The sequence below is a fragment of the Sphingomonas mangrovi genome (assembly GCF_047975845.1).
Lineage (GTDB): Bacteria > Pseudomonadota > Alphaproteobacteria > Sphingomonadales > Sphingomonadaceae > Sphingomonas.
In genome coordinates this window covers 76,700-96,166 of sequence record NZ_JBIUCZ010000008.1, presented here as the reverse complement: position 1 = coordinate 96,166, position 19,467 = coordinate 76,700, and the positions used below count along the sequence as shown (strand labels likewise).

Annotated in this window: 14 protein-coding genes; 9 read left to right on the top strand and 5 right to left on the bottom strand. The window is 70.4% G+C overall.

Annotation, left to right across the window (positions count from 1 at the left end; all coding sequences use genetic code 11):
* Positions 1-15: 15 nt before the first annotated feature.
* Genes ACBY01_RS06215 through ACBY01_RS06205 form a run of 3 tightly spaced genes read right to left on the bottom strand, consistent with a single transcriptional unit; the run spans position 16 to position 3,929 of the window.
* Positions 16-1,413: a DUF2254 domain-containing protein gene (locus ACBY01_RS06215; RefSeq protein ID WP_416459917.1), complete on the bottom strand. Its 1,398-nt coding sequence runs from the start codon at positions 1,411-1,413 to the stop codon at positions 16-18.
* Positions 1,410-1,916, bottom strand: coding sequence for a DUF421 domain-containing protein (locus ACBY01_RS06210; RefSeq protein ID WP_416459916.1), 507 nt, complete (start codon positions 1,914-1,916; stop codon positions 1,410-1,412). The genes ACBY01_RS06215 and ACBY01_RS06210 overlap by 4 nt, the downstream gene beginning before the upstream one ends.
* A 51-nt stretch (positions 1,917-1,967) precedes the next feature.
* A complete protein-coding gene (locus ACBY01_RS06205; protein WP_416459915.1) occupies positions 1,968-3,929 on the bottom strand; it encodes a glycoside hydrolase family 97 protein in 1,962 nt (653 codons plus the stop codon).
* A gap of 145 nt (positions 3,930-4,074) precedes the next feature.
* Here ACBY01_RS06205 and ACBY01_RS06200 point away from each other — a divergent pair, with 145 nt between their 5' ends.
* Positions 4,075-4,797, top strand: coding sequence for a sensor histidine kinase (locus ACBY01_RS06200; RefSeq protein WP_416459914.1), 723 nt, complete (start codon positions 4,075-4,077; stop codon positions 4,795-4,797).
* 265 nt (positions 4,798-5,062) lie between these two features.
* Here the strand turns inward: ACBY01_RS06200 and ACBY01_RS06195 are convergent, their stop codons facing one another.
* Both ACBY01_RS06195 and ACBY01_RS06190 read right to left on the bottom strand, forming a co-directional pair.
* Positions 5,063-6,331, bottom strand: a complete 1,269-nt coding sequence (locus tag ACBY01_RS06195; protein WP_416459913.1) for a dipeptidase — start codon at positions 6,329-6,331, stop codon at positions 5,063-5,065.
* Positions 6,328-7,032 (bottom strand): helix-turn-helix domain-containing protein, encoded by a 705-nt coding sequence (locus tag ACBY01_RS06190; RefSeq protein WP_416459912.1) that lies wholly within the window; start codon positions 7,030-7,032, stop codon positions 6,328-6,330. Before ACBY01_RS06190 ends, ACBY01_RS06195 begins: the two co-directional genes overlap by 4 nt.
* 124 nt (positions 7,033-7,156) lie before the next feature.
* Between ACBY01_RS06190 and ACBY01_RS06185 the strand changes: the two genes are divergently transcribed.
* From ACBY01_RS06185 to ACBY01_RS06150, 8 genes are all read left to right on the top strand, one after another.
* Positions 7,157-9,154 carry a serine hydrolase domain-containing protein gene (locus tag ACBY01_RS06185; RefSeq protein WP_416459911.1) on the top strand — a complete coding sequence of 666 codons (1,998 nt, stop codon included), beginning with the start codon at positions 7,157-7,159 and terminating at the stop codon, positions 9,152-9,154.
* Complete coding sequence (locus ACBY01_RS06180; protein ID WP_416459910.1) at positions 9,154-10,167, top strand: dipeptide epimerase; 1,014 nt, start codon at positions 9,154-9,156, stop codon at positions 10,165-10,167. Before ACBY01_RS06185 ends, ACBY01_RS06180 begins: the two co-directional genes overlap by 1 nt.
* Positions 10,164-11,441, top strand: coding sequence for a peptide MFS transporter (locus ACBY01_RS06175; RefSeq protein ID WP_416459909.1), 1,278 nt, complete (start codon positions 10,164-10,166; stop codon positions 11,439-11,441). Before ACBY01_RS06180 ends, ACBY01_RS06175 begins: the two co-directional genes overlap by 4 nt.
* A 63-nt stretch (positions 11,442-11,504) precedes the next feature.
* Positions 11,505-13,757 (top strand): TonB-dependent receptor, encoded by a 2,253-nt coding sequence (locus ACBY01_RS06170; protein ID WP_416459908.1) that lies wholly within the window; start codon positions 11,505-11,507, stop codon positions 13,755-13,757.
* A 4-nt stretch (positions 13,758-13,761) separates the two neighbouring features.
* Positions 13,762-14,811, top strand: coding sequence for an N-acetyltransferase DgcN family protein (locus ACBY01_RS06165; protein ID WP_416459907.1), 1,050 nt, complete (start codon positions 13,762-13,764; stop codon positions 14,809-14,811).
* On the top strand, positions 14,799-15,929 hold the full coding sequence (locus ACBY01_RS06160; RefSeq protein WP_416459906.1) for a YkvI family membrane protein: 1,131 nt from the start codon (positions 14,799-14,801) through the stop codon (positions 15,927-15,929). Before ACBY01_RS06165 ends, ACBY01_RS06160 begins: the two co-directional genes overlap by 13 nt.
* Entirely contained in the window at positions 15,926-17,500 is a 1,575-nt protein-coding gene (locus ACBY01_RS06155) for a serine hydrolase (protein ID WP_416459905.1), read from the top strand. The genes ACBY01_RS06160 and ACBY01_RS06155 overlap by 4 nt, the downstream gene beginning before the upstream one ends.
* On the top strand, positions 17,497-19,467 hold the full coding sequence (locus tag ACBY01_RS06150) for a serine hydrolase domain-containing protein (RefSeq protein ID WP_416459904.1): 1,971 nt from the start codon (positions 17,497-17,499) through the stop codon (positions 19,465-19,467). Before ACBY01_RS06155 ends, ACBY01_RS06150 begins: the two co-directional genes overlap by 4 nt.

The window sequence follows — 19,467 nt, the reverse complement described above, 5'->3', positions numbered from 1 at the left end:
GCGCCGGAGTCCGGCTCAGGTCGTCCCGCCGAGCCAGGCGGTGCCGTTGCGCAGCTGCCGGCGGTAATCCGGCTCGGCGAGCGCGCGGCGGAGTTCTTCCGCGCGCGTGCGCACCCGCTCCAGATCGAAGCCGTTGAGCGTCTCTTCCGCACCCTGCTGCAGCCGCTCGGCATAGTCGGCGAGGGCGGCGATCCGGCCCGGATGATCGCAATCCACCGCGATTTCGCCCAGCGTGGCGAGGAAATGCAGCGACGCCACCACGTCGGCCGACGCATAGCGCAGCAGCGCGCCGAACGACCGGTCCAGGAACGTCTCGAAGGTGACCGGGTGCGCGATCACGCGGACCTGTCCGTCCTCGTCCTCCCGAAGATGCGACGGCAGCCGGCGTCCGCACAGTTCGGAGAGCGCGGCTCCCAGCCAGTCGAGGCAGGTCACCGCCGTGAACGGATCGTTGACGCCGGGGGACAGCGCGCGGGCGGCGATCTCGACCAGTTCGTCGACTAGGAAGCGCAGGTCCTGAAGCGCGGTGCGCTGCGCGCCGATCGCATAGGTATCGCGCAGGCTGTCGGCCAGATCATCGTCGCACCGCTCGGGCGGCCACAGCTCCAGCAGCGCGCGCCCGGCATGGACGAAATCGCCCGGCTGGTACTGGATGCGGCACACCAGATCGTGCTCGCGCGCAAGACGGAGCAGCGTCTCGTCCTCGATCACCTGGACATAGCCGGTGCCGGTCGCGCGAACCGCCGCGCGTGCGCCGTCGCCGTTGCGGCGGAACGCCTCCGGCAGCGCGGGATCGTTCGGATCGGGCTTCTCCTCGGGTTCCTCGCCGAGCGGTTCGGGGAAGCGCTGCCCGACTTCGCGCAGCAGCCGGTGGCCGATGTCCTGGATGACGCTGTTGATGTGGATCCGGCTGGGGACGTGGTGGATGAAGAAGATCAGCACCGCGATCGAGCAGACCGCCAGCAGCAGCGCCACCAGCACGGCGAGGTTGGGGACGAAGCCGCTCCCACCGGTCTCCTCCGGCGTCCGGATCGTGCGCAGCACGATGAGGCAGTAGAGGAAGGTCGCGATGAAGGTGCCCAGCGTCACCTGGTTGCCGCGGTCGCGCATGAAATTGCTGAGCAGCCGCGGGCCGTACTGGCCGGAGGCGTAGACGACCGCGGCGATGGTGACCGAGAACACGGTACCGGCGACGGTGACCATCGATCCGCCGATCGCCGAGAGCAGCTGGCGCGCGCCGCTGGGCCGCGACGCATAGAGCCAGGGCAGCCGGTCCATCCAGCCCGACCCCTCGTAGCTGTCGAGCCAGACCATGCCGCCGGCGAGCAGCACCGCCGCCAGCGCCATTAGCGACGGCAGGAACCAGTAGCTCTGGCGGAGCTGGTCGGCGAGGCGGAGCAGCCCGGCCCTCATGCGCCGTCCACCGTCAGGGCCGAGCGGTCGCCCGCGTCCGCAGCGGCGACCACGCTCAAGCTGCCGTCGGTCTCCAGCACCACCGCCGCCACGCGGGAGAGGTCGCCGAGCCCGGCCCGGCGCACCGCCGCCCGGACCTCGTCACGCGTCACCCGCTCTGCGTCCAGCGCGTCGTCGCAGTAGCGTCCGTCGGCGAACAGCACGCGAGGCTCGGACTTGGCGAGCGACTCCACCCATCGCGAGCGACGCGAGGTCCAGGCGACGACGAACTGCATCACCGCGAGCAGGGCGAAGGCGAGCACGCCCTCGGCCAGCGCCACGTCCTTCGACAACAGCACGGTCGCCAGCGTGGAGCCGAGCGCCACGGTCACGACCAGATCGAAGGCGTTCATCTTCGCCAGCGTCCGCTTGCCGCCGATCCTCAGGATCGCGACGAGCGCGACATAGGCCAGCGATCCCACCACGATGACGCGCAGCAGGCCAAATCCCGTGTCGAAGAACATGATCGTCGCCTCCTCGCCGATGAACGTCCGCGCCCGGTTCTCCGACCGGCGTCAGCGCCCAACGCCCGACAGGGGCCGGAGGATCAACGCCGCGCCGCCGCCGGAGGCAAGCGGGACCAACAGGTTGCCGCGTCCGTCCACCCGGCCGCTTCGCCGCTCGACGCGATCCGGGGCGCTGCCGTCGGTCCAGCTTGCCACCTGCCACGCATTCCCGTCGAGGGCGCCGAGCGGGATGGCGACCGTGCGTGCCTGCTCGTCGTTGAGGATGCCGACGTACCAGCGGTCGCTGTGGCGCCGCGCCACCGCGATCCAGCGGCCGAAGTCGCCGGCGAGGCCGCGGGTCTCGTCCCAGACGGTCGGCACGTCGCGTGCGAAGTCCGCGCCGGGCGCCAGCGTGCCGTCCTTCTGCACATAGGCGGACGGCGCATCGGCGAGCGCGGTGAGCGGGCTGGGATAGGCGACGAACATCGCCAGCTGCTGCGCGCGCGTGGTCATCACCTGGGGGGCGGTGTTTCGCGCCTCGAAGGCGGCCGGGGCGACGTTGCGGAAGGCGCCCGGCGCATAGTCCATCGATCCCAGGATCGCGCGGGTATAGGCGAGGCGGACGTTGTGCGCGGCGGTCACCTTGCGGCTCCAGCGGTTGTATTCCGCGCCTTGCACGCCTTCCTGCGTGACGAAGTTCGGCCAGGTGCGATCGAGCCCGCGGGGCACGAACGCGGCATGGACGTTGACCATCAGCCGGTGTCGAGCCGCACTCGCCAGCAGCCGGTGGTAGAAGGCGACCGCCTGCTGGTCTTGACGATAGACATAGTCGACCTTGATCCCTGCGATGCCGACGCGCTGGTACAGCGCCAACACCTCGTCGAGCTGCGGGTCGAGCCGCTTCCAGTTGACCCACAGCCACAGGCGCACGCCCCGCGCGCGGGCATAGGCGACCAGCGCCGGGATGTTCACGCCGTCGGCGGAGCGCGTGATGTCCGCCTCCGGGTCCGCGGAGCCGGTGCCTTGGTTGCGCCACGCCCATCCCCGGTCGATCAGCACGTACGGCAGGCGGAAGCGCGCGGCGAAGTCGATGTAGGCACGGTAGGTCGCGTCGTTGTGGCCCGGCTCGGCCACGCCGGGGGCGAGCAGGCCGGACCACCAGCCCCATGCCGCCTTGCCTGGGCGGATCCAGCCCGGATCGGCGATGCGCGACGGCGCGGCCACATCGGCGATCAGCGTCGATTCGAGCAGCTGCTCGGGCCGGTCGGCGAGCAGCACCACGCGCCACGGCGTGGGGAGGCCGCCCGCGGGCATCGGCGCCGACACCGCCACGTCCGATTCGTCGGGCCGCGGCGTCAGCTTGATCGCCACGCCCGCCCGATCGTCCGTCCCGGTCAGATACGCGGCGGCGTAGGTCTCGATCCCGCTTTCGCTCACCGCCAGCGTGCCCGCGCTGTTGCCGGTGCGGCACACCAGCGGCAGGTCGTAGAGCATGCCGGGCCGGATCGCCGATGCGCGGACCGGCGCATACTCCCCCTCATGGTTGTTCGAGAACGCGTCCTGCTGCACGCCCAGGCAGCGGTAGTCGGCAGGAAAGGCGAAGCCGGTCGTCTCCGCCGCGATCCGCACCCGTTCCAGGCCAGGCTGCGGCGGCAGGATCAGGCGAAAGGCGATGCCGCCGTCATAGGCGCGGACTTCCCAGTCGATGCGGCGGGAGTTCGCGCGCGCCTTCAGGAGCAGCGATGCGTAGCGTCGGGGGCCGCGCGTGGCGGCGGTATAGGTCGGTTGGGCGCTGGTGCCGCTGCCGCGTGTCACCGACAGTATCTCCGCCGGCCCAGCCTCGCCGCCGTCGCCGGCCAGTCTCAGCCCTACCGGAGACCAGTCGATCACGTCCTTGCCGTCGCGCCGGATGCGATAGGCGAGCGCAGCCGCGCGGTCGGTCCGGGTCTCCACCACCGTCCGCCCGTCCGGCGAGGCCAGCGTCTCCCGGCCCGGCGGGGATGGCGCGCAGCCGGTCACCGCGAGCAGCAACAAGGCGCAGGGCGCGCCGAAGACCCCGAGCCGACATCGCGAGCCCGCCAAGCTTACAGCGATTTCATGTTGGTCACAGGATGACGTCACTCGGGCGGCCTATCTCAAGCATCGATCCTCTCCCTTAGATCAGGCGCGACCCACGATGAAATTCCCCAGCAGACTGTCTCTCACTCCCGGCATCGCCGCGATGCTGCTTATCGGCACCGCGGCCGCTGGCGTAACCGGCGGCGCCGCCCTCGGCGGCGCGCTCGACACCACCCCGATCGCGCAGGTCATGGCGCCCGGCCCGCGCGCCGTGGCGGAGGCGGGGACGCATGCCTCGCTCGCCGACATGGTCCAGGCGGTGGGCGCCAGCGTCGTCCAGATCCAGGTCAAGCCGCAGGCGCGCATGCAGCAGATGGCCGGGCCCTACGGCGGTGGCGACCTGCAGGACCGGCTGGGCCAGCTGTTCGAACCGGTCGCGGAGGACAAGGGGGTGACGCTGACCGCCGCCATCAGCCCGGCGACCGTGACTGGCGCCCGATCGCTGTTGGCCCAGGCTGCGGCCAATCTCATCGACAATGCGGTCAAAAACAGGCCGACCGGCGGACGCGTGCGGGTCGCGCTGGAGCGGGAGGGGGCAACGATCCGCCTCGTCGTATCGGACATGGGGCCTGGAATTCCCGCAGACCTGCGCAAGCGCGCGCTCACCCGCTTCGCCCGGCTCGATGCCAGCCGGTCGCAGCCCGGCAGCGGCATCGGCCTCAGCATCGTCGCGGTCGCGGCCCGCGTGCACCGCGCGGCGTTGCACCTGGGCGACGCGAGACCAGGGCTCTGTGTGGAGTTGGTGTTTCCGGCGGCGGGGGAGGGGCCGGTATCCGGCTAGCCTCTGTGGGCGAAGCCCTGCGGAAATGGGCTAATCCACCCCGTCGGGCGTGGGATCGTCCTATAGTAGAGGTGCGAGGTTCCACTCGCTTGCGGAGAGGATCGACGATGAAGGCGCCCTACGACCAGCCCGACGAGGCGATGCCGCCGTCGCTGCTCATCTCGTTCGTCGGGGCGGCGGCCGTGGGCGCGGGGATCTGGTCGTTGGTGCTGTTCGCCCTGCTGTAATCCGATCTGTTGTCGTTTCGAGCCGCCGCGGCGGCGGCTCATTTCCTTGCGGCTGCCGTTTCTCGCGCCAGCGTATCCCGCACCCGCTCGGCTGCCGCCATGACGCGCAGCACGTTTCCGCCGGCGAGCTTGGCGATGTCGGCGTCGCTCCAGCCGCGGCGCATCAGTTCGGCGAGCAGCGCGGGATAGGTCGATACGTCCTGGAGACCTGCAGGCAAGGTTGCGCCGACGCCGTCGAAGTCCGAACCGATCCCGACATGGTCGATCCCGGCGACGCGTGCGAGGTGCTCGATGTGGTCGGCGACCTGCGACAGCGTGACCTGCGGGGCGGGGTGCGCCGCCAGCCATTCGGCATAGTGCGCCTCGGCCTTCTCGGGCTGGCCGATGTCGAGGCCGCCGAACGGCGGGGCGTTGAGCCGGGTCTTCTCCGCGGCCGCGTCGGCCGACCAGCGGCGATAGGCGTCGGAGACGTAGATCGGCGCATAGTCCGCCATCACCACCCCGCCGTTGGCGCGGACCAGCGCCAGCACCGCGTCCGAGACGTTGCGCGGGTGGTCGTTCAACACGCGCGCGCCGGAGTGGGAGAAGATCACCGGCGCCTTCGTGACGGCGAGCGCATCGCGCATCGTCGCCTCGCTGACGTGGCTGAGGTCGACCAGCATGCCGAGCCGGTTGAGCTCCGCCACCACCTGTCGTCCGAAGTCGGTGAGGCCGTCGTGCCGGGGATTGTCCGTCGCCGAGTCCGCCCAGTCGATCGTCAGCGAATGGGTGAGCGTCAGATAGCCGGCACCGAGCGCGGCATAGCTGCGCAGCACCGACAGGCTGCCGTCGATCTGGCCGCCGCCCTCGACGCCGATCAGGCAGCCGATGCGACCCGCGGCATGCGCCTTGCGCACCTCGGCCGCGGTGCGGACCATCGCGAAGGTCTTGGGATAGCGGGTGCAGATCGACTTCACGAGGTCGATCTGTTCCAGCGTCTGCTCGACCTGCTCCTTGCCCGGCAGGTCGGGGGAGACCCATACCGACCAGAATTGCGCGCCCACCTTGCCCTGCCGCAACCGGGCGATGTCGGTGTCGTAGCGCTCGGCGCTGCCCGACAGGTCGGTGAGGTCCATCGTCCAGCGCGCGTCGCCTTCGCGCTCGCGCAGCGCCTCCGGCCAGTCGTTGTGCCCGTCGATCAGCGGCGTCGTGCGCAGCACGCGGGCGACGCGCGCGTCATAGTCGTGCGGCTTCGACCCGCTCTGCGCCTGGGCGGCGAGTGGGGCGATCGCGAGCGTCGCGGCGAGCAGCGGGAGCACGCGCGTCACGGGCGCGCCTTGCCGCGGCGGGGGGTGTCGGCGGGGCCGTTCTCGTTCACCGCGACCGCGCCCTGGCGCTGCCCCTCGTGGATGTGCAGCAACGATTGCATCAGTTCCTCCTCCGCGCTCGACATCACCGCCAGCACCTCGGCTTCGTCGCATCCCTCGGCAGCGAGATAGGCGTGCCCCATGCTCGAATCGATGTAGAGCGCCTGGCCTGGCTCCAGCGTGACCGGATCGTAGAATTCGGTCTGCACGATGATGCGGCCGCTCAGCACGTAGAGGAACTCCTCGCCGCTGTGCCGTACCAGCTCGCCGAACTGCTCGCTGGAGTGGGCGCGGATCTTGGTGAGCACCGGCACCATCCGCTTCCGCCGCAGCTCGGTGCAGAGATAATGATAGTCGTAGTTCGGCGTCTCCACCCGCACCGACCGGGTGATGTCGCTGAGGCTGCGCCGGGCCGTCACCGGCTGGGCGGCATCCTCGTCCCCCTCGGCGAACAGCTCCGACATGCGCATCCCCAGCCGCTGGCCGAGCGACTGGAGCTTGTCGTAGCTGAGCGTCAGCCGATCGTGCTCGATCTTGGAGAGCGTCGAGACCGGGATGCCGCTCTTCGCGCTCATCTCCTTCAGCGTCCATCCCTCCCGCGCGCGCAGGCCGCGCAGAAGGGCACCGAGCGTGGGCGGCGAAGCGGGCGAGGGTGACGACACGCGGGGTTTTCCTTCTCAGCGCGAACCCATTGACAATTCTCCGATCAGGACATCACTATCCCAAACCGAGCATTCGGTCAGCTTACTGGCAGGAATGCGGCACGGCAACGGGGAAGGGGCGGCGATGCGCAAGACAGGATGGGTTGCGATGCTGGCGGCGCTGGTGGGGGGCGTCGCCCTCGCCCAGGCGCCGGGGCCCGAGGCGCCGCCGCTGACGCCGGCACCCGCGATCGCCGCGCCTGGGCCGGTTACGCCCGGCGCGCCACACTCGCTGAGCGCCGCCGATCTCGACAGCTGGCTCGACGGCTATCTGCCCTATGCGCTGCACAGCGGCGACATCGCCGGTGCGGTGGTGACGGTGGTGAAGGACGGGCAGGTGCTGACCGCGCGCGGCTATGGCTATGCCGACGTGGCGAGCCGCCGGCCGGTGGATCCGGCGCGCACGCTGTTCCGGCCGGGATCGGTGTCGAAGCTCGTCACCTGGACGGCGGTGATGCAGCAGGTCGAGGCCGGCAAGCTCGACCTGGACCGCGACGTCAACGCGTACCTCGATTTCCGGATACCGCCCTACGACGGCAAGCCGGTCACGCTGCGCGAGATCATGACCCACACCGCCGGGTTCGAGGAGGCGATGAAGGACCTGATCGTCGTCGATCCGGACGCGTCGCTCGCGCTCGACGCCTATCTGAAACGCTGGGTGCCGCGGCGGATCTTCGCGCCGGGCACGACGCCCGCCTATTCCAACTGGGCGACCGCGCTCGCCGGTCACATCGTCGCACGCGTTTCGGGCACGCCGTTCGACACCTATGTCGAGCAGCGCATCTTCGTGCCCCTCGACATGCGCACCGCCAGCTTCCGCCAGCCGCTGCCGCCGGCGCTCCGGCCCTTGATGGCGAGCGGCTATCCGCAGGCCTCGGCTCCCGCCGATCCGTTCGAGATCGTCGTGCCGGCGCCGGCGGGGTCGCTCTCCGCCTCCGGCCTCGACATGGCGAAGTTCATGATCGCGCATCTGGAGAACGGGCGCGGCATCCTCAGTCCCGCGACCGCCGCGACGATGCACGACAGCCCGCTCGACCGCGTCGATCCCGCGTCGCTGATCCCGCCGCTCAACCGGATGGAGCTCGGCTTCTTCGAGACGAACATCAACGGCCGCGACGTGATCGCGCATCTGGGCGACACCAACGACTTCCACACCTCGCTACACCTGTTCCGCGCCGAGCACGTCGGCTTCTACGTCTCGTTCAACAGCGCCGGTCGCGACGGCGCCGCCCATGCGATCCGCGGCCAGCTGTTCCAGGACTTCGCCGACCGCTATTTCCCCGCCACCGGCCGCGACGGGCGGGTCGACGCGAAAACCGCGGCTGCGCATGCGCGGATGATGGTGGGGCGCTGGCAGAACAGCCGCCACTCCGAATCCGCCTTTCCCGCGATCCTCAACCTGTTCGGCCAGACCGAGGTGACCGTCGACGAGGACGGCGCGCTGGTGGTGCCGGGGCTGAAGGGGCCGGGCGGCGCGGTGCAGCGCTGGGACGAGATCGCACCCTTCGTCTGGCGCGACCGCAACGGGCACGACCGGCTCGCCGCCCAAGTGGTGGACGGCAAGGTCGTGCGCTGGAGCTTCGACCTGGTCTCGCCCTTCATGGTGTTCGACCGCGTGCCGGCCCGCCTGTCGGGCGGGTGGCTGCTGCCGGCGCTGTACCTCAGCCTGGCGGTGCTGCTGCTGACCGCACTCTACTGGCCGGCGAGCTGGTGGCTGCGCCGCCGCTATAGGACGCCGATCGCGGTGCAGGGGGCGGCGCTCAAGGCCTATCGCGCCACGCGGATCATGGCGATCGCGGAGCTGCTGCTGCTCGGCGGCTGGGCGGCCTTCGTGATCGTGGCGTTCGGCGACATCGCGATGCTCTCCGGTGCCAGCGATCCGATCCTGTGGCTGCTGCAGGTTTCGGGCGCGGTGGTCTTCGTCGGTACCGTCGGCATCGCCGGCTGGAACGCGTGGCTGAGCTGGCGCGACGGCAGGGGCTGGGCACGGCGGCTGTGGAGCGCCTTGGTGCTGCTTGCCGCGCTCGTCGTGCTCTACGTCGCCTCGAGCTTCGGGCTGCTCGCGATGACGGTGCACTACTGATGGGCGCGCTTCGCCTGACGGTGGTGACCGACACGCTGCGGCTGGCGCAGCCGTTCCGCATCGCCGGCTATGTCTTCGACACCGCCGACGTGCTGGTGGTCGAGCTGGACGACGGCGTCCATCGCGGCCGGGGCGAGGCGGCGGGGGTCTACTACACCGGCGACGACCTCGCCCATATGCGCGCGGCGATCGAGGGCGCGCGCGGGGAGATCGAGGCAGGGCCGACGCGCGAGGCGTTGCGCGCCATCCTGCCGCCGGGCGGGGCGCGCAACGCGGTCGATGCGGCGCTGTGGGAGCTGGAGGCGGCGCGCACCGGAAAGCCGGTCTGGGCGCTCGCGGGGCTGGAGACGCCGCCGCGGCCGATCGTCACCACCTTCACCATCGGCGCCGACGCGCCCGAGGCGATGGCCGCGGTCGCGCGCGGCTATGCCCAGGCGAAGTCGATCAAGGTCAAGCTGACCGGCGACCTCGACCTCGATCTCACGCGGGTCGCCGCGATCCGCGCGGCGCGGCCCGACGTGTGGCTGGGCGTCGACGGCAACCAGGGGTTCGGTGCGGGGGATCTCGACGCGCTGGTGGCGGGGCTGGGCGCCTACCGGGTGTCGCTGCTCGAGCAGCCGCTGGCGCGCGGGCGCGAGGCGGACCTCGACGGCTATCGCTCGGCGATCCCGATCGCCGGCGACGAGAGTTTGTTGTCGCTCGCCGATCTGAAGGACGCGAGCGGCCGGTTCGATGTCGTCAACATCAAGCTCGACAAGTGCGGCGGCCTAACCGAGGGGCTGTTGATGGCGGCCGAGGCGCGGCGCTTGGGCCTGGGCGTGATGGTCGGCACGATGATCGGCACCAGCCTCGCGACCGCGACCGGATTCGTGCTGGGGCAGCTGGCCGATCTGGTCGACCTCGACGGCCCCACCTTCCTCGCCGTCGATCGGACGCCGTCGGTGACCTATCGCGACGGGACGCTGTTCGCCGGGCCCGAGGTGTGGGGCGCCGGCACGGCCCCCCGGCCGTGAGCGCGCCGCGCGCCTGGTTCGGGCAGCCGCGCGGCCTGACCATCCTGTTCCTCACCAACATGTGGGAGCAGTTCTCCTACTACGGGATGCGCGCGCTGCTGGTCTATTACATGACCAAGCAGCTGCTGATGGCGCAGGGCAGCGCCTCGATCGTCTACGGCACCTACACCGCCTGCGCCTATTTCACGCCGATCGTCGGCGGGGTGGTCGCCGACCGGCTGCTGGGCAAGCGGCGCGCGATCATCCTGGGCGGATCGATCATGGCGGCGGGCCATTTCCTGATGACGTTCGAGCCGCTGTTCTATGTCGCGCTCGCCACCATCGCGCTGGGCAACGGGCTGTTCCTGCCGAGCCTGCCGAGCCAGATCGACGACCTGTACGAACCCGGCGACCCGCGCGTCGGCTGGGCGTACAACGTCTATTACGTCGGGGTGAACATCGGCGGCTTCCTCGCGCCGCTGATCTGCGGGACGCTGGGGGAGCTCTACGGCTGGCACTGGGGGTTCGGCGCGGCGGGCATCGGCATGGTCGCGGGGCTTGCGATCTACCTGTGGGGCCAGCGCTACCTGCCCGATCAGGCGCGGCATCCGCCGGTCGAGCGCCAAGACGCGCCGCGGCTGCGCTTCCCGCGTGAGACGGCGGTGCTGCTGCTCGCGGTCGGCCTGTCGGTGACCGTGTTCCGCAGCGCCTACGAGCAGGTCGGCAACACCGTGGCGCTGTGGGCGGACGCGGGTGTGGATCGCCGCGCCGGCGGCGGCACGATCCCGATGACCTGGTTCCAGGCGCTCAACCCCTTGCTGGTGATGGTGATGACGCCGCCGCTGCTGGCGATGTGGCGCCGTCGGGCGGCGCGGGGGCGGATCGAGCGTCCGGCCCGCAAGATGGCCGCGGGCGCCATGACCGTGGCGGGCGCCTACCTGCTGCTCGCGGGGCTCGAGTGGATGGGCGGCCCGACGCACTGGGCCTGGCTGGCGCTGTTCTTCGCCGTGCTCACGCTGGGCGAGCTCTACATCCTGCCGACCGGGCTGGGTCTGTTCGCGCGACTCGCGCCGCAGGGACTTGGCGCGACGACCGTCGCCGTCTGGTATCTCGCCACCTTCGCCGGCAGCCTGTCGGCCGGGCTCGTCGGCACGCTGTGGAGCCGCACCAGCCATGCCGGCTTCTTCCTGCTTCTGGCAGGAATCGCGGCGCTGGCCGGACTGCTGCTGCGCTTGGTCGATCCGATGGAGCAGCGGCTGGAGCCGTCTTCCTCCGATCCGCAAGTACGCGGTTGACAATTCTCCGATCAGGACAATAGTTTTCGATAATGACATATTGATGGCTTATCGGGGGTGGCGATGAGGAAGTCAGTTCTGGCGTGTTCGATTTCGGGGTCGCTTGCGGCGCTGCTCCTGTCGACTTCGGCCGCGGCGCAATCGACGGCCGCGTCCCCGGCCCGCGAGCCCGCGGCCGATCCCGACGCTGCGGTGGGTGAGGAGATCGTCGTCACCGCGCAGAAGCGTCAGCAGCTGCTGATCGACGTGCCGCAGTCGGTGTCGGTGGTCGGCGGCGACACGCTGGAGCGGCAGCAGGCGTTCAGCTTCCAAGACTATGCCAAGCTCGTCCCCGGCCTCCAGCTCGCGCAGAGCAATCCGGGCGAGGCGCGGATCGTGCTGCGCGGCATCAACACCGGCGGGGTCGCCGCGACCGTCGCGACCTATATCGACGAGACGCCGTTCGGGTCGTCGAGCGGGCAGGTCAACGCCGCGATCCTGGCGGGCGAATTCGACACCTTCGACGTCGCGCGGGTGGAGGTGCTGCGCGGCCCGCAGGGGACGCTCTACGGCGCGAGTTCTCTGGGCGGGGTGCTCAAGTTCGTCACCACCGCGCCGCAGACCGACGCGGTCGAGGCACGCGGCCGGGCGACGCTGGAGACGGTCGACGGCGGCGACCTGTCCTACATGGGTTCGGCGGTGGTCAACGTGCCGCTGTCCGACAAGCTCGCGGTGCGCGCCTCGGGCTTCTACCGCGACTATGGCGGGTACATCGACTCGATCGGCACCGGCGGGTCGGACGTCGAAAAGAACATCAACGGATCGAAGAGCTACGGCGGCCGCGTGTCGGCGCTGTTCAAGCCGAGCGAGAGCGTCCAGCTCCGGCTGACCGCGATCCTCCAGAACCTGGATACCGAGGCGGGCAGCGTCGTGGAGAGCGATCCGGAGACGCTCGCCACCCGCTTCGGCCGCTACACCCAGTCGCAGTACGTGCCGGAATACACCGACATCGCCTATCGCGTGTACAACGGCTCGGCCGATTTTGACCTGGGCTTCGCGACGCTGACCTCCTCGACCAGCTACAGCACGCTGCGCCAGTCGCTGCGCGACGATCTGACGGTCTCCTACGGCGCCCAGCTCGGCCTGTATGACGACGCGACCGGGCCTGCGGCGGACATCGGGCTGATCCAGCAGACCAACATGAACCGCTTCACCCAGGAAGTGCGGCTGTCCTCGCCGTCCAGCGACACGTTCGAATGGCTGGTCGGCGGCTATTATAACCGCGAGGAGGGCGAGATCCTCCAGCGGATCGACGTCTACGATCCCGGAACCTTCACCGTCACCGATGCGGTGCCGCAGCTGTTCGACGGGTCGACCAGCTCGCGCTACGAAGAGTTCGCCGGCTTCGCCAACGGTACCGTCCACTTCGGCCCGCGCTTCGACCTGACGCTCGGCGGCCGCTACAGCCACAACGACCAGGACGCGGACCAGGGCGGCACCGGCCTGCTCGCGCCGCCGGCGTTGGCTTCCGCGTCCAAGGAGGATGTGTTCACCTGGTCGGTCGCGCCCAAGTTCAAGCTCGCCAGCAACGCCTCGCTCTACGCGCGGGTGGCGAAGGGCTTCCGGCCGGGCGGTCCCAACATCGTCCCGCCCAACGCCCCGCCGGGCCTCGGCACCTACGACTCGGATTCGCTCATCAGCTACGAGGCCGGGATCAAGGCCGAGACCGAGGATCGCAGCTTCAGCATCGACATTGCCGCCTTCCACATCGACTGGAAGGACATTCAGCTGTTCGCGCAGGTCGAGGATTTCGGCATCAACGCCAACGGCGGCAAGGCGAAGAGCGACGGCGTCGAGTTCACCGCGACGATGCGGCCGACCGCCGGGTTCGTCGTCTCGCTCAACGGCGCCTATACCGACGCCAAGCTGCAGGAGGACACCGACCTTGCGATCGTCGGCGGGCGCAAGAGCGACCAGCTACCCTACACGCCCAAGGTCGCGGTGTCGGCCAACGCTGATTACGAATGGACGACGGGCAGTGGCGCCCGGCCCTATCTTGGCGCGTCGCTGCGCTACGTGGGCGACCAGTCCGGGCCTTACAGCCCCGAGTTCTCGGCCCTGACCGGCCGTCAGTTCCGCATCCCGTCCTACGCCGTGGCGGACCTGCGCGCCGGGATCGAGTTCGGGCGCTTCTCGGTCGAGGCCTATGCCAAGAACCTGACCAATTCCGAAGGCAAGACCAGCGTCACGGGCGAGGGCAACTACCCGTTCGGCGCGGTCGGCACCGGCGTGATCCGGCCGCGCAGCGTCGGCGTGACGCTGGGCGCGGGGTTCTGAGACGATGCGCGACGTTGAAGATCCGTCCGAACCCGCGGTCGGCGTGCACGCGCTGCCGTCGCCGTACCTGCTGTTCCTGGGCGACGTCACCGAGCCGGGCTTCGCCAAGACCGCGCTCGGACTGCGCGACTGGGCCGGCGATCGCTGCATCGGCGAGCATGCGCTGCCTGCCGCCACCGTTTCGACCGGCCTGCCGCGGCTGACCCCGGCCGAGGCGGCCGCGCGCGGCGCGCGGGCGATGGTGATCGGCGTTGCCAACCAGGGTGGGGTGATCCCGCCCGCCTGGGTGCCCGAACTGCTCGCCGCGATCGAAGCGGGGATGGACCTGGTCGCGGGAATGCACCGCCGGCTGAGAGACCTGGCGCCGTTGCGCGAGGCCGCGGCGCGCGCCGGGGTGCGCCTCCACGACCTGCGCGTGCCGCCCGCCGACCTTCCGGTCGCAACCGGCCGTAAGCGGTCGGGCAGGCGGCTGCTGACGGTCGGCACCGACTGCGCGCTCGGCAAGAAATACACCGCGCTCGCGATCGCCCGCGGCCTCGGCGCGCGCGGGGTCGATGCGACCTTCCGCGCCTCCGGCCAGACCGGGATCATGATCGCCGGGCGCGGCATCGCCATCGACGCGGTCGTCGCCGACTTCGCCGCCGGTGCCGCCGAACTGCTGAGCCCCGATGCCGCGCCCGATCATCTCGACGTGATCGAGGGACAGGGATCGCTGTTCCACCCGGCCTATGCCGCGGTTTCGCTGGCGCTGCTCCACGGCAGTCAGCCCGACCGCTTCGTCGTCTGCCACGAGCCCGGCCGCAGCCACATCCTGGGCGTGCCTGGCTATGCCGTCCCGCCGATCGAGGCGGTGATCGAGCAGACGGTGGCCGCCGGACGGCTGACCAACCCCGACATCCGCTGCGCCGGGATCAGCCTCAACACCGGCCGCCTCGATGCGGCGGCGGCGGCGCAGGTGATCGCCGAGACGGAGGCCCGGCTGGGGCTGCCCGCCGCCGACCCGATCCGCGGCGGCGACGCGTTCGACCGGTTGCTCGACGCATGCCAGGGCTGAGCCCCGTCGCAGCCGACCGGTTCCGCCGGTTCGTGCTGCCGGGGCTCGCGTTCAAGGCGGTGGTGATCGGCGGCGGCTATGCCACCGGCCGAGAGATCGCCGAGTTCTTCCTGCCCGCCGGGCCGTGGGGCGGGCTGGCGGCGATGCTGCTGGCGACCGCGATCTGGGCGGTGGTGGCAGCCGCTACCTTCCACCTCGCCCACCGCATCGGCGCGCGCGACTACCGCAGCTTCTTCCAGGCGCTGCTCGGGCGCGGATGGATCGCGTTCGAGGCGGCCTATGCCGTGTTCCTGGTGCTGATCCTGGCGGTGTTCGGGGCGGCCGCGGGCGCAATTGCCGCGGCGACGCTCGGCGCGCCGCCGTTCGTGGGGACGCTCGCGCTGATGGCGGGGATCGTCGCCTGCGTCGCGCGCGGCAACGCCGGAGTCGAGCGCATGTTCGTCTGGGTGTCGGTGCTGCTCTACGCCACCTATGCCGCCTTCCTGCTGCTGGCGCTGACCGGCGTAGGCGACCGCATCGCCGGCGCGTTCGCGAGCGCGGCGCCGCCCGCCGCCTCGGGCGCGTGGGTGCTCGGCGGGATCACCTATGCCGGCTACAACATCGTCGGCGCGGTGATCGTGCTGCCGGTGACGCGGCACTTCCGCTCGGGTCGCGATGCGGTGGTGGCCGGGCTGGTCGCAGCGCCGCTCGCGATGCTGCCGGCGCTGCTGTTCTTCGTGAGCATGACGGCGTTCCTGCCGGACATCGCGGGTGCGGTGCTGCCGTCCGACTATATCCTCGTCCGGCTCGGCCATCCCGCGTTCCACCTGCTCTTCCAGGCGATGATCCTCGCCGCGCTGCTGGAGAGCGGCAGCGGCGCGGTGCACGCCATCAACGAGCGGATCGCCCATGCCAGCGGCGGGCGGATCGTGCTGCGTCCCGCCACCCGCGCGTGGATCGCCGTCGCGCTGCTGGTGCCGTGCATGCTGATCGCCGAGCGGATCGGCCTCGTGACGCTGATCGCGTCCGGCTATCGCGCGCTCGCCTGGCTGCTGATCCTTCTCTACGTCCTGCCGCTGCTCCTGACGGTCGCGTTCCGCGCCGTTCGGCCGGCGGCCCTGCCGGAGACGCCCCGATGAAGCGACTTTGTCTCGCCCTGCCGCTGCTGCTGGCCGCTACCCCGGCGCTCGCTGACCCGCCCGCCGGCTTCGAGGCACGCGCGGACGCGGTCCGCCAGGCGAGCGAGACACCGGGCATGGCGATCGCGATCGTCGAGGACGGCCGCGTCGTGCTCGCCAAGGGGTTCGGCGTGCGCAAGCTGGGAGCGCCGCAAAAGGTCGACGCCGACACGCTGTTCATGGTCGGCTCGACCGGCAAGGCGTTCACGACCGCCGCGCTCGCGACGCTGGTCGACGCGGGCAAGCTCGGCTGGGACGACAAGGTGATCGACCACCTGCCGGGCTTCCAGATGTACGACCCCTGGGTCACGCGCGAGATGACGGTGCGCGACCTGCTCGTCCACCGCAGCGGGCTGGGGCTCGGCGCGGGCGACCTGATGATCGTGCCGCGCGGCAGCCTGTCGCGTGCGGAGATCGTGCGGCGGCTGCGCTACCTGAAGCCGGCGACCAGCTTCCGCTCCGGCTACGCCTACGACAACATCCTCTACATCGTCGCGGGTGCGGTGATCGAGGCGGTGAGCGGCCAGCGCTGGGAAGACTATATGCGCGACCACGTCTTCCGCCCCGCCGGGCTGCCGGACGCGACCGCCGACATGGCACGCCAGCTCTCCGCGCCCGATCGCGCACAGCCGCACGGCCGCGTCGGCGGGCCGGTCCGCGGCACCGGGCCGATGCGGCTGCTCGACGAGCGCGACCGGCTGGGGCAGGCGGGGGCGCCGGCCGGGCTGATCGCCGCAAGCGCCAACGACCTAGCCCGCTGGCTGCAGATCCAGCTCGCCGGCGGGGCGCTTCCGGACGGCAAGGGCCGGCTGTTCAGCGCGGCGGCGGGCAAGGAGATGTGGACGCCGGTCACGCCGATGCCGATCGAGCCCTATCCCGAGCCGGTCGCCGGCATCACGCCGGGCCATCAATCCTATGCGCTCGGCTGGGACGTGCGTGACTATCGCGGCGCCAAGATCGTCTGGCATGCGGGCGGGCTGTTCGGCTTCACCACCGTCGTCGTGATGATCCCGGAGAAGAAGGTCGGCTTCGCCATCGCGGTGAACAGCGAGGAGATCGAGCCGCGCTACGGCCTGATGTACGAGCTGATCGACCATTATCTCGGCCTGCCGCGGCAGGACTGGCCGACGCGGTTCGGCACGTTCAAGCGCGACCGCATCGCCGGCGCCGAGGCGGCTGTTCGCCAGCAGGCGGCGGCGCCGGCGAAGATCGGCCCGTCGCTGCCGCTCGCGCGCTACGCGGGGCGCTATGTCGATCCCTGGTATGGCACGCTGGCGGTTGGTTCGGATGGCAAGGGCCTGACGGTCGACTTCACTACCACGCCGAAGATGACCGGGCGGCTGGAGCATTATCAGTACGACAGCTTCGTCGCCCGCTTCGACGATCCGGCGATCGAGCCCGCCTATCTGACCTTCGCGCTCGATGCGGAGGGCAAGGTGGCGCGGATCACCGCCAAGCCGGTGTCGCCCATCGCCGACTTCAGCTTCGACTATCAGGACTTGGACTTCGTACCGGAAGGAGCACGGCGATGATGCGACGGTGGTTGGCCGGACTGGCCTGTGTGCTCGCCGCGTCGGCGGCGGTGGCGCAAAAGGAGCTGCCGGTCGCGCCGCAGCCGGAGACGCCAACCACCTCCGCGACGGCAGCGGCGCCGGCCGCACCGGCATCGCCCGCGCTGACCGCGAGCGACGTAGGCGCGTGGCTCGACGGCTATGTCCCCGGCGCGATCCAGGCCGCGAAGGTCGCCGGCGCGCAGGTGGTGGTGGTGAAGGACGGCCAAGTGCTCTTCAAGAAGGGCTATGGCTATGCCGACGTCGCCGCCAAGCAACCGATGGACGTCGACCGCTCGCTGATGCGCATCGGCTCCACCTCCAAGCTGTTCACCTGGACCGCGGTGATGCAGCAGGTCGAGGCGGGCAAGATCGACCTCGACGCCGACATCAACCGCTACCTCGACTTCCGGATCGAGCCGAAGGGCGGTCGGGCGATCACGATGAACGATCTGATGCGGCATCGCGGCGGCTTCGAGGAGGGGCTGAAGGATCTGATGACGACGGATCCCGCCAAGCTGAAGACGACCGAGCGCTACCTGAAGGAGAACCAGCGGCCGCAGCTGTTCGTGGCGGGCAAGGTGCCGGCCTATTCCAACTATGGCACCGCGCTCGCGGGCTACATCGTCCAGCGGGTGTCGGGCGAGCCGTTCGACGCCTATGTCGAGCGCCACATCCTGGCGCCGCTCGGCATGGCGCACACCACCTTCCGCCAGCCGCTGCCGCCGGCGTTCGCGGCGGGCATGTCCAAGGGCTATGCGCAAAGCGACGGGCCTCCTGTTCCGTTCGAGCTGGTGGAGACCGCCCCCGCGGGAAGCGTCAGCACGACCGGTGCCGACATGGCCAACTTCATGATCGCGCACCTGCAGAACGGCCGGTTCGAGGGGCGCCAGATCCTGCAGCCCGAGACCGCTCGTCGCATGCAGACTCCCGCCGTCCAGCCTGCGCCGGGCTTCGACGCGCTGGCGCACGGCTTCTTCTGGGGGCAGCGCAACGGCCGGCTGGTGATCGGGCACGGCGGCGACACGATCGTGTTCCACACCGACCTCAACCTGCTGCCGCAGGAAGGGGTCGGCATCTACGTCAGCTTCAACAGCCGCGGCGAGAACGACGGCGTCTACGGCGTGCGCGAGCGGCTGTTCGACCTGTTCATGGACCGGTATTTCCCGGCGCCGCCCGTCCGCACCCGCCCGGCGATCGCCAGCGCCGCAGCGGATGCGGCAGCACTGGCCGGCTATTACGAGACCTCCCGCCGCGTCGAATCCGGCTTCATCGGCCTGTTTTATCTGGTTCAGCAGGAGCAGGTCGTCGCGAACCCGGACGGGACGGTCGGCCTGGCGTCCGCCCCGGGCGCGACGTTCCGCGAGGTGGAACCGGGCCTGTGGCGCGAGCTGGGCGGCACTCGACAGCTGCAGGTGCGCGAGATCGCCGGCCGTCGTGCGATCCTGGACAGCCGCAATCCGGTGGCGATCCTGCAGGCGACGCCGGTCTCGCGAAACCCCGTGCTCAACACGGTCATCGCGGCATTCTCGGTGCTGGTGCTGCTGGCGACGGTGCTGGCGTGGCCGGTCGCGGCATGGCTTCGCCGCCGCTATGGCGCGCCCAGTCTTTTGGCCGGCCGTCCGAAGCTGGCGCGGCGGCTGGTGCGGATCGCCGCGCTTGCCGATCTCGCCTATCTGGTCGGCTGGTACCTGATCCTCGCGCCGATCCTGAAGGTGCAGGTCCAGGTCTACAACAGCGATCTTGACGCGCCGATCCGCGCGCTGCAGATCGCCGCGATCGTGCCGATCCTGGGTGCCGGCGTCGGGGTGTGGAATGCGTGGCTGAGCTTCCGGGAACCCAGGAGCTGGGGCGCACGGCTGCGCGCCGTGCTGGTGGCGATGGCACTGCTGGGCGTCGTCTGGCTCGCCTGGATGGGCAAGCTGATGAGCTTCGACCTCAATTATTGA

Excerpts from the sequence above, each read along its gene's own strand:
- ACBY01_RS06215 (WP_416459917.1), bottom strand. The coding sequence starts at position 1,413 with ATGAGGGCCGGGCTGCTCCGCCTCGCCGACCAGCTCCGCCAGAGCTAC.
- ACBY01_RS06210 (WP_416459916.1), bottom strand. The coding sequence starts at position 1,916 with ATGTTCTTCGACACGGGATTTGGCCTGCTGCGCGTCATCGTGGTGGGA.
- ACBY01_RS06200 (WP_416459914.1), top strand. The coding sequence starts at position 4,075 with ATGAAATTCCCCAGCAGACTGTCTCTCACTCCCGGCATCGCCGCGATG.
- ACBY01_RS06185 (WP_416459911.1), top strand. The coding sequence starts at position 7,157 with ATGCGCAAGACAGGATGGGTTGCGATGCTGGCGGCGCTGGTGGGGGGC.
- ACBY01_RS06180 (WP_416459910.1), top strand. The coding sequence starts at position 9,154 with ATGGGCGCGCTTCGCCTGACGGTGGTGACCGACACGCTGCGGCTGGCG.
- ACBY01_RS06170 (WP_416459908.1), top strand. The coding sequence starts at position 11,505 with ATGAGGAAGTCAGTTCTGGCGTGTTCGATTTCGGGGTCGCTTGCGGCG.
- ACBY01_RS06165 (WP_416459907.1), top strand. The coding sequence starts at position 13,762 with ATGCGCGACGTTGAAGATCCGTCCGAACCCGCGGTCGGCGTGCACGCG.
- ACBY01_RS06160 (WP_416459906.1), top strand. The coding sequence starts at position 14,799 with ATGCCAGGGCTGAGCCCCGTCGCAGCCGACCGGTTCCGCCGGTTCGTG.
- ACBY01_RS06155 (WP_416459905.1), top strand. The coding sequence starts at position 15,926 with ATGAAGCGACTTTGTCTCGCCCTGCCGCTGCTGCTGGCCGCTACCCCG.
- ACBY01_RS06150 (WP_416459904.1), top strand. The coding sequence starts at position 17,497 with ATGATGCGACGGTGGTTGGCCGGACTGGCCTGTGTGCTCGCCGCGTCG.